The 15,963-nt window shown below is 60.3% G+C and carries 10 protein-coding genes and 1 pseudogene; 7 read left to right on the forward strand and 4 right to left on the reverse strand.

What is annotated here, in order from left to right:
* The 7 genes and pseudogenes from AC515T_RS11630 (at position 1) to AC515T_RS11660 (ending at position 9,694) form a co-directional block, all read left to right on the forward strand.
* The gene (locus tag AC515T_RS11630; protein WP_496532578.1) at positions 1 to 2,172 is read left to right on the forward strand and encodes a chemotaxis protein CheA; all 2,172 of its coding nucleotides are present in this window, start codon (positions 1 to 3) and stop codon (positions 2,170 to 2,172) included.
* Positions 2,173 to 2,243: 71 nt separating this feature from the next.
* Positions 2,244 to 3,899, forward strand: a complete 1,656-nt coding sequence (locus tag AC515T_RS11635) for a methyl-accepting chemotaxis protein (RefSeq protein ID WP_496532579.1) — start codon at positions 2,244 to 2,246, stop codon at positions 3,897 to 3,899.
* A 4-nt stretch (positions 3,900 to 3,903) separates the two neighbouring features.
* Complete coding sequence (locus AC515T_RS11640; protein ID WP_496532580.1) at positions 3,904 to 4,428, forward strand: chemotaxis protein CheW; 525 nt, start codon at positions 3,904 to 3,906, stop codon at positions 4,426 to 4,428.
* On the forward strand, positions 4,425 to 5,309 hold the full coding sequence (locus tag AC515T_RS11645; RefSeq protein ID WP_496532581.1) for a chemotaxis protein CheW: 885 nt from the start codon (positions 4,425 to 4,427) through the stop codon (positions 5,307 to 5,309). The genes AC515T_RS11640 and AC515T_RS11645 overlap by 4 nt, the downstream gene beginning before the upstream one ends.
* A 1,102-nt stretch (positions 5,310 to 6,411) precedes the next feature.
* Positions 6,412 to 6,552 (forward strand): annotated as a pseudogene (locus AC515T_RS11650) (HAMP domain-containing protein); the annotation flags it as partial.
* The gene (locus tag AC515T_RS11655) at positions 6,547 to 7,410 is read left to right on the forward strand and encodes a methyl-accepting chemotaxis protein (protein ID WP_496533118.1); all 864 of its coding nucleotides are present in this window, start codon (positions 6,547 to 6,549) and stop codon (positions 7,408 to 7,410) included. The pseudogene AC515T_RS11650 and the gene AC515T_RS11655, both read left to right, overlap by 6 nt.
* 211 nt (positions 7,411 to 7,621) lie before the next feature.
* Complete coding sequence (locus tag AC515T_RS11660) at positions 7,622 to 9,694, forward strand: putative bifunctional diguanylate cyclase/phosphodiesterase (RefSeq protein WP_496532582.1); 2,073 nt, start codon at positions 7,622 to 7,624, stop codon at positions 9,692 to 9,694.
* Between the two features lie 76 nt (positions 9,695 to 9,770).
* Here the strand turns inward: AC515T_RS11660 and AC515T_RS11665 are convergent, their stop codons facing one another.
* From AC515T_RS11665 to AC515T_RS11680, 4 genes are read right to left on the reverse strand one after another with little or no spacing between them, the layout of a single operon-like run.
* Positions 9,771 to 11,945 (reverse strand): site-2 protease family protein, encoded by a 2,175-nt coding sequence (locus tag AC515T_RS11665; RefSeq protein WP_496532583.1) that lies wholly within the window; start codon positions 11,943 to 11,945, stop codon positions 9,771 to 9,773.
* A complete protein-coding gene (locus AC515T_RS11670; protein ID WP_496532584.1) occupies positions 11,942 to 13,318 on the reverse strand; it encodes an efflux RND transporter periplasmic adaptor subunit in 1,377 nt (458 codons plus the stop codon). Before AC515T_RS11670 ends, AC515T_RS11665 begins: the two co-directional genes overlap by 4 nt.
* Positions 13,315 to 14,076 (reverse strand): efflux RND transporter periplasmic adaptor subunit, encoded by a 762-nt coding sequence (locus AC515T_RS11675; protein WP_496532585.1) that lies wholly within the window; start codon positions 14,074 to 14,076, stop codon positions 13,315 to 13,317. The genes AC515T_RS11670 and AC515T_RS11675 overlap by 4 nt, the downstream gene beginning before the upstream one ends.
* Positions 14,073 to 15,917, reverse strand: a complete 1,845-nt coding sequence (locus AC515T_RS11680; protein ID WP_496532586.1) for a TolC family protein — start codon at positions 15,915 to 15,917, stop codon at positions 14,073 to 14,075. The genes AC515T_RS11675 and AC515T_RS11680 overlap by 4 nt, the downstream gene beginning before the upstream one ends.
* Positions 15,918 to 15,963: the final 46 nt, after the last annotated feature.

Below are 15,963 nucleotides of genomic sequence, written 5' to 3' on the forward strand. Positions count from 1 at the left end.
ATGAACCTGGACGACGCACAGCAGACCTTCATCGTCGAAAGCCTGGAACTGCTGCAAGAGATGGAAGAAGCCTTGTTGCGGATCGAGTCGGCGGCGGACGACCCCGACACGATCAACGCGATCTTTCGCGCCGCCCATACCATCAAAGGCTCGGCAGGTCTGTTTGGTCTGGATGACATCGTTTCCTTCACCCACGTCGCAGAGAGTGTGCTGGATCGTGTTCGTGACCGGCAGTTGCAATTCAACGCGCAGTTGACCGCGCTGTTCTTGCAGGCCTGCGATCACGTCGGTGTATTGGTGAGGCTGGTGGCGGACGGCAACGAGTCCGCGCCGCAGACCGTTCGTGACAACGGCGCCAACCTGCTCAGCGTGCTGCGTGGATTTCTGGGCGACGAATCTGAATCGACGCCAGGTCTCGGCACCCAGCCGGGCGGTACGTCGACGGTCGAGCATGAACCCGGCATCGAAAGCGGCGGTGAATCCAGGACTGCCGACCATTGGCACATTTCCTTGCGTTTTAGTCTTGACCTGCTGCGCAACGGTATGGACCCCCTGGCGTTCATCCGTTACCTGGCCACGCTGGGGCGAATCTGCAACATTGTCACCCTCGGCGATCATCTGCCCTGCGCGGCGCAAATGGATCCGGAGAGTTGCTACCTGGGCTTCGAGATCGGCTTTCACGGCGATGTCGATCAAGCCACCCTTGAGAATGTCTTCGAGTTCATTCGCGACGACAGTCAGGTGCATATTCTGTCGCCGCACTGCAAGACCGATGAATACCGTCAGATGGTTCGGGAACTGCCGGAGGAGCGCCAGCGCCTGGCTGAAATTATTTTCATCCGTTGTTGCGAGCTCACTGCCGCTACGGGCGCAGGGCCACTCGAACAGCCGCCACTGCCGCCTGCGGCGTTGGTGATTGATCCGGTGCCGGTCGAGCATCCGATTCCCGCTGCGATACCCGACGATCCTGTGTCGAACTCACCACAGGTCCAGGACGGACGCAGAAGCGAGAACAGTCTGATCCGCGTCGATGCCGGCAAGCTCGATCAATTGATCAACCTGATCGGCGAACTGATCATCGCCGGCGCTGGCGCCAACCTCGCTGCCAGGAACACCGGCGCCAGTGAGCTGGTGGAAGCCACGGCGGTCCTGGCGCGTCTGGTGGAAGAAGTGCGCGATTCAGCACTGACCCTGCGCATGGTGCAGATCGGCTCCACCTTCAACCGTTTCCAACGGGTGGTCCGCGATGTGTCCAGGGAGATGGGCAAGGATATTCGCCTGGAAATCAGCGGCGGCGAGACCGAGCTGGACAAGACCCTGGTGGAGCGCATTGGTGATCCGTTGACCCACCTGGTGCGCAATGCCATGGACCACGGCATCGAACCCGCCGAGGTGCGGCTGGCCCACGGCAAGCCGGCCCACGGCACGTTGCGCCTCAACGCCTATCACGATGCGGGGAGCATCGTCATCGAGGTCGCCGACGACGGCGGTGGCTTGCACAAGGAAAAGATCTTGCGCAAGGCCATTGAGCGCGGGCTGGTCGGCGAAGGGCAACATCTGGCGGAAAACGACATCTTCAACCTGATCTTCGAGCCGGGTTTTTCCACCGCCGAGCAGATCAGCAACCTCTCCGGGCGCGGCGTCGGCATGGACGTGGTCAAGCGCAACATCACCGCGTTGCGCGGCAGCCTGGAGCTGGACAGCATCGAAGGGCAGGGCACCCAGCTGCGCATTCGCCTGCCGCTGACCCTGGCGATCATCGACGGTTTCATGGTCGGTGTCGGCAATGCCAGCTATGTGATCCCACAGGACATGGTGGTGGAGTGCATCGAACTGCCGGCCAATGACGGGCTGGACTATCTCAATCTGCGTGGCGAGGTGTTGCCTTTCATCCGCCTGCGCGAGCTGTTCGATGTCCAAGGCAAGCCCCCGCGCAGGGAAAACGTGGTGGTGGTGCAATTCGCCGGGCAGCGTGCCGGCTTTGTGGTGGATCGACTATTGGGCGAGTTCCAGACGGTGATCAAGCCGCTGGGCAAGCTCTTTGGCCAACTGGGTGGCTTGGGTGGTTTCACCATCCTGGGCAACGGCGAAGTGGCGCTGATCCTGGATGTTGCTGGATTGATCAAGCGAATCGCGGGAACGAAACAACGAACACTGGCCACGCGCAGATGATCGCGATCCAGGCTCCGTGCCCAGATTCGTCTCAACCATAAATCTCAACCATAAAGAAGAGAAGTCCGATGATGAGCGTTTTTTCCAACATGCGGGTCGCCACCAAGCTCGGTTCAGGCTACGCCGTCATGCTTGTGATGATGCTGGCGTTGTCCCTTATCAGCCTCAATGGTCTGTTCAACGTCCATATGATCGTGGACGACATTACCGACAACGCCTATCCCAAAGTCCAGGTCAGCAACGACATCAGCAATGGAGTGAACGATACCGGCGTAAGGTTGCGCGATATGATTCTCAAGACCGATGAACAGCAACTCAAATTGCAGGGTGACCAATACCTGGCGGTCCGCCAGGACCAGCAAAAGAATATGGATATCCTGGAGAAGTTACTGGACAACGCTCAGGAGCAGAGCCTGTTCAAGGATATCCAGAACGCACGAGCAGCCTATATTCGGCTCGCGGACCGGCTTGTCGAATTGGCGACGGCCAACGTGAACGATCAAGCGGCCGACTTGCTCTATGGTGACCTGGCCCCGGCGCAAGCCCTATACACCAAGTTGCTCAACGACATGATCGAATTGCAGGAAGCCTCCTTCGCCGACAACGACAAACAGGAACAAGCCGAATACGATCAGACCCGTCTCCTGTCCTTTGTGTTGCTCGGCGCCGCGCTGCTCATCGGCATTGGCCTGGCTCTCTGGATCACTCGCAGCCTTACCCGTCAACTGGGCGGCGAGCCGCAACTGGCTGCCGAGATTGCCCAGCGTATTGCCGCCGGCGACCTCAACGTGGCGATTCCACTGCGCCAAAACGATTCGAGCAGCATGCTCGCCGCCATGAAAGCCATGGTCGAGAAGTTGTCGCAAATCATCGGCGAGGTGCGTGGCTCGGCCAACGCCTTGAGCAGCGCTTCGGAACAAGTCTCCGCCACTGCCCAGTCGATGAGCCACGCCTCTAGCGAGCAGGCCGCCAGCGTCGAGGAAACGTCGGCCTCGGTCGAGCAGATGTCGGCCTCCATCGAGCAGAACACCGAGAACGCACGGGTGACCGACGGCATGGCCGGCAACGCCTCTCGGCAGGCCCGCGAAGGGGGCGAGGCGGTCAAGGACACGGTCATTGCGATGAAGAGCATCGCCGAGAAAATCGGCATCATCGATGACATTGCTTACCAGACCAATCTGCTCGCGCTCAACGCTGCCATCGAAGCGGCCCGCGCCGGCGAACACGGCAAGGGTTTTGCCGTGGTTGCCGCCGAGGTGCGCAAGTTGGCCGAGCGCAGCCAGGTCGCCGCCCAGGAAATCGGCGAGGTCGCCAAGGGCTCCGTCGCCCTGGCCGAGCGCGCCGGCAGCCTGCTCGGTGAGATCGTGCCGGGCATCGCCAAGACCAGTGACTTGGTGCAGGAAATTTCCGCCGCGTCCCAAGAGCAGTCCTCGGGCGTCAGCCAAATCAATACGGCGATGAATCAGCTCAACCAGATCACCCAACAAAATGCCTCTGCCTCAGAGGAGTTGGCCGCCACCGCCGAAGAAATGAGCGGTCAGGCCGAGCAGTTGCAGCAGCTCATGGGGTTCTTCCGTCTTGAGGAACAAAGGGGTGACGAGCGCGCAGTCCCGTCTTCCACTCGTTCGGCCTCCCCGCGCAAGGACGTGATCCCACTGGCGCTCAATGGGCGGCCAGGCCGTCACGGCCAGGCTGTGCCGGCCGGTTTCGTGCGTTTCGAGGAATAATGGCATGGGCCAGTCGATAAGAACGCAACACCCTGACGCCGCGCCGCAGGCCCGGCAGTACCTGACGTTCACCCTCGGCGACGAACAGTTCGCCGTTGGCACCCTCAGCGTCATGGAAATCATCGAGCATGGTCGGCTCACAGGTGTTCCGATGATGCCGCCCAGTATCCGCGGGGTCATCAACCTGCGGGGAGCGGTGGTGCCGGTCATCGACCTGGGCGCTCGCTTCGGTGGACAGCAAACCGAGGTCGGTCGGCGTACCTGCATCGTCATTCTCGAAGTCGTCCATGCCGGTGAACAGCAAGTGATCGGTGTACTGGTTGACGCGGTGAATGAAGTGCTGGAAATCGCCTCGGCGGACATCGAACCGCCGCCGGCCTTCGGCGCGCATATTCGCTGCGACTTCATCCAGGGCATGGGCAAGGTTGGCGGGCGGTTCGTCATTCTGCTGGACATCGGACGCGTGCTGTCGGTGGATGAACTCGCGGTGCTCCAGGGTGCGGTCGACGATCGAGCGGTCGATGCATGACTGGTCGTGATTTGACGCTCTGGCTGTGCCTTGCCATGACCCCGGGTATGCTGATGCTCGTCGCCCTGATTGTTTACTACCGAGGCTACTCGCGCACTGCCCGTCAGACGTCTATGTCGATCGAACCGTTTGCCGCAGGTGGGCTCGATGAACTGGCGCCGCTACCGGGGAACACCGCCGAACCACGAGGCGAGCTAGGTACACGGGGCAATGACGAGGTGACAGTGGTGGACAAAGACCCGATCGGCGACCAATCGAGTCGCGCCGTCACGCAGCAGACGCTGCCATTGGCGATGAGAGGGATGAGTGCTGCTGAACTCGCGGAAAAATTGCTTTATCTGGCGGACCTGACCGAACACATGCTTGAAAAAAAAGAAACGCTCAGCCGTGCGGCCGTTGCGCCCCGTCGGGTTGCCGATGGGGTTGCCCCCAACAGGCTTTACCTGTCTTTCATGCTCGGTGGTGCAGCGTTTGCGGTGAGCATGAGCAGCGTCCATTCCGTGATCCAGGGCGCTCGTCTCATTGGCGGGGCTGGTCTGTCGGGGCCGGTTCGCAGGGCAATCGCCATGGACGGTGCCTTGGTGCCGGTGGTCGACCTGGGTGTTCAGGTGCATGGACGGCCCACCCTGATCGGGGAGCGTACAAAAATCGCCATCCTGGAAGTGCCGGTCGGCGAGCACCTGCAAAGAGTCGGGGTGCTGGCTGATGGGGTGGGCGCAATACTGCAAATCCCTTCGATCGGGATCGACCCGACCGCACGCTTCGACAGCCGGGTTGGCGTCGACTTCAGCTTCGTCACCGTCACGGTCAATGAGCAGAGGACGACGTTGTTGGTTGTCGCGCCTGGATCCTCGGCAAGTCAATCCAACGCCGTGCGATAGCTGAGCCGATCCGTAGTACAGCGAAGCTTTGCCTACACGACGTTAGACCCATGGCTTGGGTACCTGATTTCTCTTTACCTCCGAGAGCCCCTTCATGAACATGCTCGATCGATTGTCCTTGCCCGGCAAGTTTTCCTTGTTGGCGGTGCTGTGCCTGGTGCTGGTCGCCGCGCCTACGTCGTTATTCGTCCTTGGCGCCATGGGTCAGAGTCGCCAGGCGGTGCAAGAATCTCTCGGCATGCAACCGGTGCAGGAACTGTTGCACCTGATTCAGCTGACGCAACAGCACAGCAGTCTTTCATCCGCGGTGCTGGGCGGTAGCCGGGCATTGACTGAAACGAGGCAGAAAAAACAGGCCGAAGTTGAACAAGCCTTTGACTTGACCGAACGTGAATTGAGCGAATCTCAGGTTCCTTCCGGCATTCTGGATGCCCTGCGCAAGACTCATCGGCAATGGAGTGAATTGGCTGGCCAGATCTCACAAGGTACGGTCAATGGTGCTCATAGCCAGGCGTTGCATGGACAGTTGGTCGCCGCCTGTCTCCAACTGGAGGATTCGCTGCTCGACCACTTCGAACTGTCACTGGATCCGATCTTTGAAACCTATTACCTGATCACCGGCACGTTGGTCGAACTGCCACAGACCAGTGAATTGCTCGCGCAATTGAGCACGACGGGCGCGCTGCTGCTCTCGCAAGGGCAAATCCAATCTGAACAACGTGCCACCCTCAGCAGCTTGACGACCCAGGCAGCGAACAGCTTCGGCAAGCTGACCAGAGCTTTCACCAAGGTCAATGGTGCCAGCCCGTCATTCAGCGCATTGCTCGCTGGTCCTTTGGCAACACTGGGGCCGCAGGTCGAGCAGGCCCTCAAGCTGACCGACACTCAATTGATTTCGGCCAATGAGCTCAACTATCCGGTCGCCGACTATCTGGCGATCTACACGCGGACCATCGACGCGTTGTTTGCCTTCAACCGGCCGGCGTTGGATGCACTCGCGCAAGCGCTTGAAGCCCGACGTGATAGCGCCCGCAACGACATCATGCTGGTGTCCGGCGGTCTGTTGGTGATGTTGCTGGCCGGGGCTGCGCTGGCGACATCCATGGTGCTTCGGCTTTTGCGGCAGCTGACCGCTGCCTTGACGGCCGCGGAGCGCATCACCGCAGGCGACCTGAGCCATCCGATCGACTCGCCCGGCGCGGATGAACCGGCACGCTTGCTGGGTGCTTTGAACCAGATGCAGCAAGGATTGCGCAGCACCGTCCAGCACATCGTGGGTTGCGCCGCGCGCCTTGCTTCGACGGCCGGCGAACTGAGCTCGGTATCCGATGAGGCCAGCCGGGGCCTGACGCGCCAGAACAATGATCTGGATCAAGCCGTGACCGCCGTCACTGAACTGACCGTGGCAATCGAGGAGGTGGCGCGCAATGCCGTCTCGGCTTCCGAGGCGGCCCAATCAGCTGACCAAAGCTCCCGCGAAGGACAGGAGAGTGTCGGTCGGGCAGTCGATGCCATGGCATCGCTGACCGGTGACATTGAACACACCACCGATGCCCTCCAGGTGCTGGATGGGCAGATAGGTGGCATTGCCTCCGTACTGGATGTCATTCGAGGCATCGCCGAGCAAACCAACATGTTGGCCCTGAACGCGGCGATCGAAGCCGCGAGGGCCGGGGAAAGCGGACGCGGCTTCGCCGTGGTCGCGGATGAAGTGCGGGCGTTGGCACAGCGGACGCAGGAGTCGACGCGGCAGATTGAAAACATCATCGGCGCGGTGCGCAAGGGCAGCCAGGACGCCCTCGGCGCCATGCACGACAGCAATGGCAGGACCCGGGACACGCTGGGAGTGACTCGCCAGGCGGGCACCGCCCTCGGCGCGATTGCAGTCGCCATCGCTCAGATCAACGAGCGCAACGTGAGCATCGCCAGCTCGACCCAGGAGCAGTCCCATGTCGCGCGCGAGGTGGACAGCAATCTGCTCGACATTCGGGATGTCTCGGCACGGACCTCAAGTGCGGCGAACCAGACCCATGCTTCCAGTCGAGAGCTTGCGACACTCGCTGACGAGCTCAATGCCGGGGTCAAGCATTTCATTGTCTGACAAAGGACGCTACTTCATGGAACTGCGCCGTTGAACCTGTTTTTGCCCTTCGAGCGGTCGCGGTTCCCTTACACACATTTACCCCGTGGACAGCTCCGCAACCAGACGGGCATGAAGCCGTTCAAGGTGATGATCGTCAATCACCGAATACCAAAGGTCACGAACATGTGCAACAAACCACTCCTATCCACTCACTCGACGCTGCTTGCCAATGATTGATCATTCAGAATGGCAACTGCCAAGCGACCACCAGACCTTGCGGACCCTGGTCGAGTACAACCCGGATATCATCGTACGGTACGATCACAACTGTCTGCGGATTTACGTCAACCAGGCCTTTGTACGCGTATCTGGGGTACCGGCCATGACGCTGCTGGGCAAGAAACCCAGCGATGGTGGAAACACGCCTGAAATACTCGCCTATGAAGCCAAATTGCTGTCGGTTTTAAACAGTGGGCAGCCTGACGAGCATGAATTGTGCTGGCCCGGCGTGGACGGCACGTTGAGCACCAGCCATATCCGCATCGTGCCGGATAGAGACGCTAGCGGGGCAGTGATCGGTGTCCTGGCCGTGGGCCGGGACATCTCCAGGCTCAAGGCCGCCGAGCGGCGACTCGAACAGGCCGAGGCCCTGGCCCGCTTCGGTCATTGGCAGCAGGATTTTCGGCGAGGTCGCTTGCAGCTGTCCGCGGAACTCTGTCGCATGCTCGATAAACCGCGGCATTGGGCGCCGACCCAGCAAGAACTCCTGGACATGCTCATACTCAAGGACCGTGCCCGTGTTCTGGAGAGCGTGTACCACGCCTTCTCGAAGCACAGCGCATTTCTGGCGCTGGAATATTGCATGGCGGTGGGGGGGCGGGAGCTGCACTTGCAGACCTGCCTGACCATCGAATACGACGCCGGTGGCGTGCCTTTGCGGATGTTTGGGACAGCCCAGGACGTCAGCGAGCTGAAAAACTATCAGCAACGGCTGCATGTACTGGCGTTCTACGACGCATTGACAGGTCTGCCCAACCGCGAACGATTCAAGGAGTGCTTGCAAGAAGCCTTGTTGCAAGCGGGGCGCAACGGGCGTCAGGTCGCGGTCGCGATTCTCGATCTCGACAACTTCAAGGCGGTCAATGATACCTTGGGTCATGGTGCCGGAGATGAGCTGCTGTGCGAAGCCGCCAGGCGCCTGCGACGCTCAGTGTGTGGTCGCGATAACGTGGCCCGCCTGGGCGGCGACGAATTCGCTCTGATCCTGTCTACGCCGCTCGAAACTGTCCTTGAGCTGGAGGACAAGGGGCGCAAAATTCTGAAGTCCATCACGGGCGTTTATCAGATCCAGGGCAGGGAAATTTTTGTCTCAGGCAGCCTCGGTATCGCCCAGGGTACGGCGGGCGTCGAGAACATCGATGAGCTGGTGCAGTTCGCCGACTCGGCCATGTACAGCGCCAAGACTCACGGGCGTAACAATGTACAACTGTACTCGCCGAGCATGACCCAAAGATCCACCGAACGACTGGTGCTGGCGGCGAGCTTGCGCCATGCCCAGCGCAATGGTGAGCTGGTATTGCATTACCAGCCGCAGATCGATCTGATCAGTGGCCGCGTGATCGGTGCCGAAGCCTTGTTGCGCTGGCAACATCCGCAACATGGGCTGATCGCCCCGGACACCTTCATTCCCATTGCCGAGGAAACCGGATTGATCGTCGGCATCGGTGAATGGGTGTTGGAAAGTGCCTGCCGCCGTGTTGTCGAGTGGAACCGCGGCAATCGTTGGCCGCCGCTGAGAATCGCGGTCAATCTGTCGCCGCGACAGTTCCAGATGAACGACTTGCTCACATCGGTTTGTACGGTCCTGCGCAACACCGGCTGCGAACCGGGCTGGCTGGAACTGGAAATTACCGAAGGTCTACTACTGGATAACAATGTCGTCGTACGCGAGACACTGGAACAACTGAATGCGTTGGGGTTGACCATTGCAATCGATGATTTTGGCACTGGCTATTCGGCGCTCAGCTACTTGAGTCGCCTGCCCATCGAAACGCTCAAGATCGACCGCTCCTTTATCAACGACATCGAACACAATCGCGACAGCGCCGAGTTGGTCAAGGCGATCATCTCCATGGCTCATAGCCTACGGCTGACCCTGGTTGCCGAAGGTGTCGAAGAAGCCTCCCAGCAAGCGTTCTTGCAACTTTATGGGTGCCAGAGTGCGCAGGGTTGGTTGTATGGCAAGGCGATGCCGGAGCAGGAGTTCGAATACTTGCTGAGTGCCCAGGTCGACAGCCAGTGATCGGTTCGCGAACCGGAAAAGATCGATCACCCTGTTAACGGTCAGTTGCGCGCAGCCGGTGCCCTGCCGTTATCCATCAAAACCCGCTTTCTCTCACCAGAATCGACAATGCATCGGTGAATAATTCGGCAACCGCACTGGTGCGGGCACCCTCGATGGATACGTTGCCTAACCGCATCATCATTTGAGCGGGGGAGGCGTCCAGACGTATCTTGACCCGGTAAAGCGCGTCACGGACCTGCAAGTTCTTGTCCGGTTTGGCTGAGACGGCGATGGGGCCACCATAGGCGGTGCTCAACATGAGGTGAGGAACGTTTTGGGTGCGCGAATCGTCAATGCTGATCACTTTGCCTTCAAGCGCTCTACCGCCGTCCCCTTGCGCATAAAAGCGCGCGCGAGCGCCAACGGCCAGGCGTGAGAGGTCTTGCTGACGGACGAAGGCTTCTACCGTCCAGCTATCAGGATTGACCAATACGCCCAGCGGCTGATTGGGTTTGACCCAAACCCCAGGCTGCACGGCAGGGTCGATGTCGATGAGCATTCCCGCCATCGGCGCGCGCAGTGTCAGGCGTTGCAGCTCGGCTGACTGCGCGGCTGACTCGGCTTGCTGACGGCTGAGCTGACTGGCAACCGAGGCATATTTTTCGGCCCCGTTTGCAGCCCCTGTAAGCCCGGCCAGTTGTGCGCGCAATGCGAGCGTCGCTTTGTGCGAGCGCTCGGCCTTGTCGCGTATTTGCGGGGAGTCGAGAACGACCAGGACTGAACCGGCTTCGACGCGTTGCCCGGCGGGTGGCATTTCCACCAGCCTGGAGGGCAAGGGACTATAGAGCGTGTATTGAACTTCCGCATGCAGCCAGGCGGGGGCCTGCACTTGGGTACTCCACGGCAGGGCGGCCAATAGCATCAGTGCGCCGAACCCGAGCATAAGCAGACGGCCACGCTGTGTGGGGATTTCCTTGCGGCGACGCCACCAGACCTTGAGTTCACGCTGGATGGGCATAATGACGAACCATGCAATTTCGACCAGAAACAGGAAAATACCCAGCGCCTTGAAAAACAGGTAATACACGGCGACGGCGATGGCGAGAAACACCACCAGGCGGTAGATCCGGGTGATCACGGCAAAGGCGATGAGAAAATAACGCAGGCGCGGCGCCACGACTTCGGGGTCCGGTTCGTCCCAGGACAACAGGCGTCGGCGCATCCAGGCTTGCGCCAACGCCCCCGAGCGTTCATGAAGGTTCGGCAGGTCGAGCCAGTCCGACAGCAGGAAGTAGCCGTCAAAGCGCATGAACGGGCTGGCATTGAGGGCCAGGGAAATCATCCAACTGGTGGTCGCCAGAAAGAACAGTGCGCTTTTGAGCATCGGGTTTTCGCATAACCCCCAACCCAGCGTGGAAATACCGGCAATGAGTAACTCCACGAGAATGCCGGCGCCAGCGATGTGAAAACGTTGACGTCGATCGGCGAGTTTCCATGACTCGCTGGTGTCGGTGTAGAGCACTGGCCACAGTACAAGGAATGCCACGCCCATGTGCGCGACCCGCACGCCGTAACGGGTGGCCGTATAGGCATGCCCGAGTTCGTGCAGGCATTTGGTAACGGCCAGCGCTATCAGGTAGCCGACCAGGCCTTCCGGGGAGAGGCTTTGCTGGAAGCTGGCAACGAACACGTCCCACTGCTGCTCGACGAAGAACAGGCCAAGCAGGATGGCGACGGCAAGGCACACTAGAAAGGTCCGGCTGAATAATGGCGCGACCCACGGCAGGGTTCTTTGTAACAGGCGTTGCGGGCGCCAGAGCGGCACGCGCATGAAAAGGTAATTGTGAAGCAGCCATTGCCAGCCGGTGTGCTTGCGCTGTTTGGCCATCTCTTCCAGGCGTCGGGTACCGTGGACATCGCTGATATGCAGCAGCTGATGGCGACTCAGGAAGGTCAGTAAGGCCGCCAGTTCCGCCCGGCTGACGTGTAGAGGCGTCTCGACCGCCAGTGCCTCCAGCAACGCGGTCGGGCTGCCCAGCGACCAGCGTGACAGCATCTCGAACTCGAGCCAGCCGATGTTGAAAAAACGGTTACCGACCGGGTCTTGGATCATCCAGGCCGGCGAGCCGTCACGTTGCGTGGCCGCAGGAATCAGGCGCAAGTCTTCGCGCATGGCAGGCAGGTTTTCGGGAAGCTCGATGCTTGAGTCGTCTGGCGCTGATCCGGTGGGTGAGTTCGACGGCATGGCCGCCAGATCCAGCTCACTCACAGACCGCTCCATTCACGTAAGGCGGCCAGAGGCCGACGCAATACGTAATAGATCAGCGGTACTGATTCGCCGTATAGCTTGGCGGTGCCTTTAAGACCGATCCGCGCCAACGGGCTGGCATCGCCTTGAAACTGCCCGCGAATCCGGTAAGAAGGGATGTTGTCCGGCGAAAGCGTGGCCTGATAGCTGGTCTGAATCAGGCTGGCGCTCAGCGGTGACAGCGGCGCAACGTGCAAGAACAGGCGAATTTCGGAACCGGTCTCAAGGTTGATGGCATTGGCCACCGGAAGCCAGACCAGCACCCCGGCATCTTGTGGGTCGGCCAGCTGGATGATGCGTTCACCCGTGACCACGGGCTTGCCGATCCAATCATTGGTGTCGCCGAAAATCGCGATGCCGTCGCGGGGCGCCCGGACGACGTTGCGCTCAAGCATTTCGTCGAGCCAGGTGACCTCGGCCTGTTTTTCCTGCACTTGCCCATTAAGGGCGGCCAGTTCACCTTTGCTCTGTGCGCTGTCGAACGCTTTTTGTGCCGCGAGCAACGCTTCGGAGCGGGCGACCTCCAGCGCTTGCCGGGCCACGGCTCGACGATTGCGCAAGGTTGTGTCATCGAGGCTGAACAGCGGTTGATCTTTTTGCACCATCTGGTTGGGCTGGACCATGAACTCGTGCACCACGCCGTCTTGTGGGGCGGCGATCGCCATTGCGTTGTGCGCTTCGATCTCGGCCGGTGCCAGGGCACTCAGACGGACCGGTAACAGCAACGCCGAGGCTACGACGGTACCCAGTACCAACATACGCCACGGGCGCCGTCGCCAGACCTGCCAGCGGGCACCGAGCGTGGGGCGTTTGTCTGTCAGCGTCGCGAGACAGTACGCATAGGTTTGTCCCAGTCGGGCGAGCAGTGCCTGGGTATGCTCGTCCGGTTCGGTGTCGCAGGCGAGCAGCAACATGCCACGACGCGATTGATCGCGAGAGGGCAGTTGCACGCACAGCAGTTGCATTGGCATCCATTCGGCCCAGCCCTGCGCGAAGCTCTCGGGAAGTTCCTGAGCTCGCCATAGACGCACGGTGGATATGGAGGTCGGTTCGTCCGAGGCCGCGGTCTGTTTCCAAAGAGGGAGGCTCAACCGTTTGAGCCAAACGGTGAACGGCGACTCTTCAGGCAGTACCGCCAAGCTTGAAACGTTGGTCAAGACGGGTTTGCCCAGCACGTCGCTGACGAACATATAGGCCTGGCGATAACGCAAAAGCTGCCATGTTTCGTTGACCATCACAAAGCCCAGTTCGACGGTGCTGCGGGCCTCTTGTGCGCGCTGCTCCAGATGCAGCAGCACCGCGACAGGGTTGACCGTATGGGGCTGGGCGTTCATTGCGGCGCTTCAAACAGTGCGGTGCCACTCATCCCCGCCAGCAGATCAGCGGGTTGGCCTTCAATGACACCTTCAAGTTCGATGGTCTGGCTGACGGCATCGACCTGGGCGTTGATGGCTTTGATCTTGGCGGGATAGCGTTTACCGGTTTCACCCAGATCCACCTGGAAGGCCTGATCGGGCTTGAGCCAGACCAACCATTTGGAGGGGACGTTGACGCGCATCTTCAGCGGCCCTTTGCTGATGATGTCGAGCAAGGGCTGGCCCAGGTTAACGCCCTGAAAGGCTTTGACCTGAACCTTGACCACACGTCCATCGAACGGTGCCAGGACATTGCATTGCTGTTGCTGGGCACGGTACTGGGCCACCTGGGCAGCGGCTTTTTCCGCTGCGCTGGCCGCCAGTGAAACCTCCACTTCACCGGCGGACTGCAGCCCTTGCAAACGCAACTTGGCGTCATGTGATTCGCGCGCCGAGCTCAGGTCGGCCTGGGCCATTTTCAGGCGGGCGACCTGCTCGTCACAGTCGAAACTGACGAGCACGTCGCCTTTACTGAACGTTGAACCCAGGGACGCGTTGACCGCTCGCACCCGCCCCACCAACTGGCTGGCCAGCGTGGTTTCCTGGTCGGCCACCAGCAGCACGCGTACGCCGGCGTCGGTTTCGTTTTGTGCCCAAGCCGATTGCCCAGCCACAACCCAGCCAAGCAACGAACCGGTCAACATGAAAAAGGGGAGGCTACGATGCCGGATACTCATTTTGAGGCGACCTGTGTTGGGCCTGACTTCAACCACGCTCGCACGTTCGGCACTTCGGCCACTGTGGCGGCTTCGCAGAATGCGTTCAATGAATCTCTATCGGGCTGGGCCCGCAAAGTGCTTTGGTACTGACTGGTGCCTGCCACGCTACCATCGGCACGGCGCAAGCTGACGTTCCATTGACCGCGACGGATGCCGTCCTGAACGTTGTCGATTCGCAGTTGCATGATCAGCGTGGGCCCCGACTGGTCTTTTTCAGCCAGCACGAACTGATTGCGCTTGAGTGTCTGGCGAGCCACGTCGAGCATGCCACGGGCCGCTTGAGCGTCGCCCGAGTATTCAAGACGGACCGCCAACGGTTGCTGAGAAGGCAGCTCGCCGATCGCCGTTGTGAACGCCTGGCGCTCTGAACTGCTCAGGCTTTCTTTCAGTTGCTGCGAAAGTTGCTGCAGGTTGCTGGAGCCACGGACGTCTTCGGGCAATACATCCAGGCCCAGGGAGTTGTAGATGCGTCCGAACGCGGTTTGCGCCGTGGCGTAGGCTGAGTATCGCTGGAACTGTGCGAGCAGGGCGCGGGTTTGCGTGCGGATCACTTCAAGCTCGGAGTCCGTACGCGAAGTCACCGAGGCCTGGGCGAACTTGGCCATGCGCTGATCGACCTGGCTTGACTGGTCAGCCAGGTCGTAATCGACCAAGGCAAGCTTGTAGCGTTCGACCGAAATGCGCACTTGCGTCAGTACGGCCATCGACAGTGCCAGGCGGCGAGCGTTATCGGTTTTTTCCTGGGACTCGCTGGCTTTTTGCGTGGCCGGGATGGCCGCCAGCTTGAACAGGTTGGCGCTCAGCTGCACGCCACTGTCGACCCAATTGTTGTTATAGAGGTATTTGTTGGAGTCGTATTGATCGTTGATGTTGATCCCCAGGCTTGGCAGCAGGGCCAGCAACTGGCGTCGCGCTTCGTCGGCTGAAATACGTTTGCGGTAATCTTCTTCGCGCAGTTCAGGACGCGCCTGCAAGGCGATTTCTTCAAGCTTGGCGATGTCAGTAGGGACGCCAGGCAACGACGGCTCACTTTCCTCGGCCAACGTGAACTGGCTGCCGGGTGGGATACTCATCAGCGCGGCCAGTTCGCGTTTAGCGAACTCCAGATCCTGGCGGCGAGCGTTGAGCAAGGTGGTCGCATCCAGCAGGGCGCTTTGGTAGGCCAAAGCCTGCGCTGGAGGCAGTAGCCCCTGCACCTCGGCTTCCCGCGACTTGCCCAATGCGACGTGCACGCGTTTAAGCAACTGGTCGGCTTGGCTTTCGAGGCGCTGGGCTCCCAAGGCGCGCCAGTAGGAGGTGCGCAGATCTTGCAGGACCGTTTGCATGACGCGCCGCCGGCGCTCCTCTGCAATCAGATACTGGTCAGCGTTTTGCTTGGCCCGGTAATAGCTGACGCCGAAGTCCAGCAGGTTCCAGGAAAACTCGGCGCTGGCCAGCGTCCGGTTGCGCTCGACGGAAGAAGAGGGGATCAACGAAACAGTGTTGGTTTCAATGCCAACGCTCGTACCGCCCGACTCGTTGCTTCGTGAGGTGTAACCGGCCGAGACCAGCATTTTGGGCAGCATGTCGTAACGCGAAACGTCATGCAGGCCAGCGGCGAGGGCGGACTCCATCAACTTCAAGCGATAGTCCAGGTTGTACTTGAGCGAGCGTGCCAACGCGTCGGAGAAGGTCAACGGCCCTTTGATGGGCTCCTGATCAGCGTAAAGCTGGAGCTGATCACCGGCCACCCGTTGGTGAACTTCATCCTCTTTCAACGGCTGCGGGGCAACGGAGCAGCCAGTCAAGCCAATGAGCATGGCTGCGACCAAGCCTGCGCCGAGCACTGAACGATTTTTTTCCATC

It is taken from the genome of Pseudomonas sp. FSO-7 (assembly GCF_059579345.1).

What these genes read in the sequence shown, in the direction of transcription:
- AC515T_RS11675 (WP_496532585.1), bottom strand. Translation starts at nt 14,076, where the DNA reads ATGAGTATCCGGCATCGTAGCCTCCCCTTTTTCATGTTGACCGGTTCG.
- AC515T_RS11670 (WP_496532584.1), bottom strand. Translation starts at nt 13,318, where the DNA reads ATGAACGCCCAGCCCCATACGGTCAACCCTGTCGCGGTGCTGCTGCAT.
- AC515T_RS11660 (WP_496532582.1), top strand. Translation starts at nt 7,622, where the DNA reads ATGATTGATCATTCAGAATGGCAACTGCCAAGCGACCACCAGACCTTG.
- AC515T_RS11645 (WP_496532581.1), top strand. Translation starts at nt 4,425, where the DNA reads ATGACTGGTCGTGATTTGACGCTCTGGCTGTGCCTTGCCATGACCCCG.
- AC515T_RS11630 (WP_496532578.1), top strand. Translation starts at nt 1, where the DNA reads ATGAACCTGGACGACGCACAGCAGACCTTCATCGTCGAAAGCCTGGAA.
- AC515T_RS11635 (WP_496532579.1), top strand. Translation starts at nt 2,244, where the DNA reads ATGAGCGTTTTTTCCAACATGCGGGTCGCCACCAAGCTCGGTTCAGGC.
- AC515T_RS11640 (WP_496532580.1), top strand. Translation starts at nt 3,904, where the DNA reads ATGGGCCAGTCGATAAGAACGCAACACCCTGACGCCGCGCCGCAGGCC.
- AC515T_RS11655 (WP_496533118.1), top strand. Translation starts at nt 6,547, where the DNA reads ATGCAGCAAGGATTGCGCAGCACCGTCCAGCACATCGTGGGTTGCGCC.
- AC515T_RS11680 (WP_496532586.1), bottom strand. Translation starts at nt 15,917, where the DNA reads ATGCTCATTGGCTTGACTGGCTGCTCCGTTGCCCCGCAGCCGTTGAAA.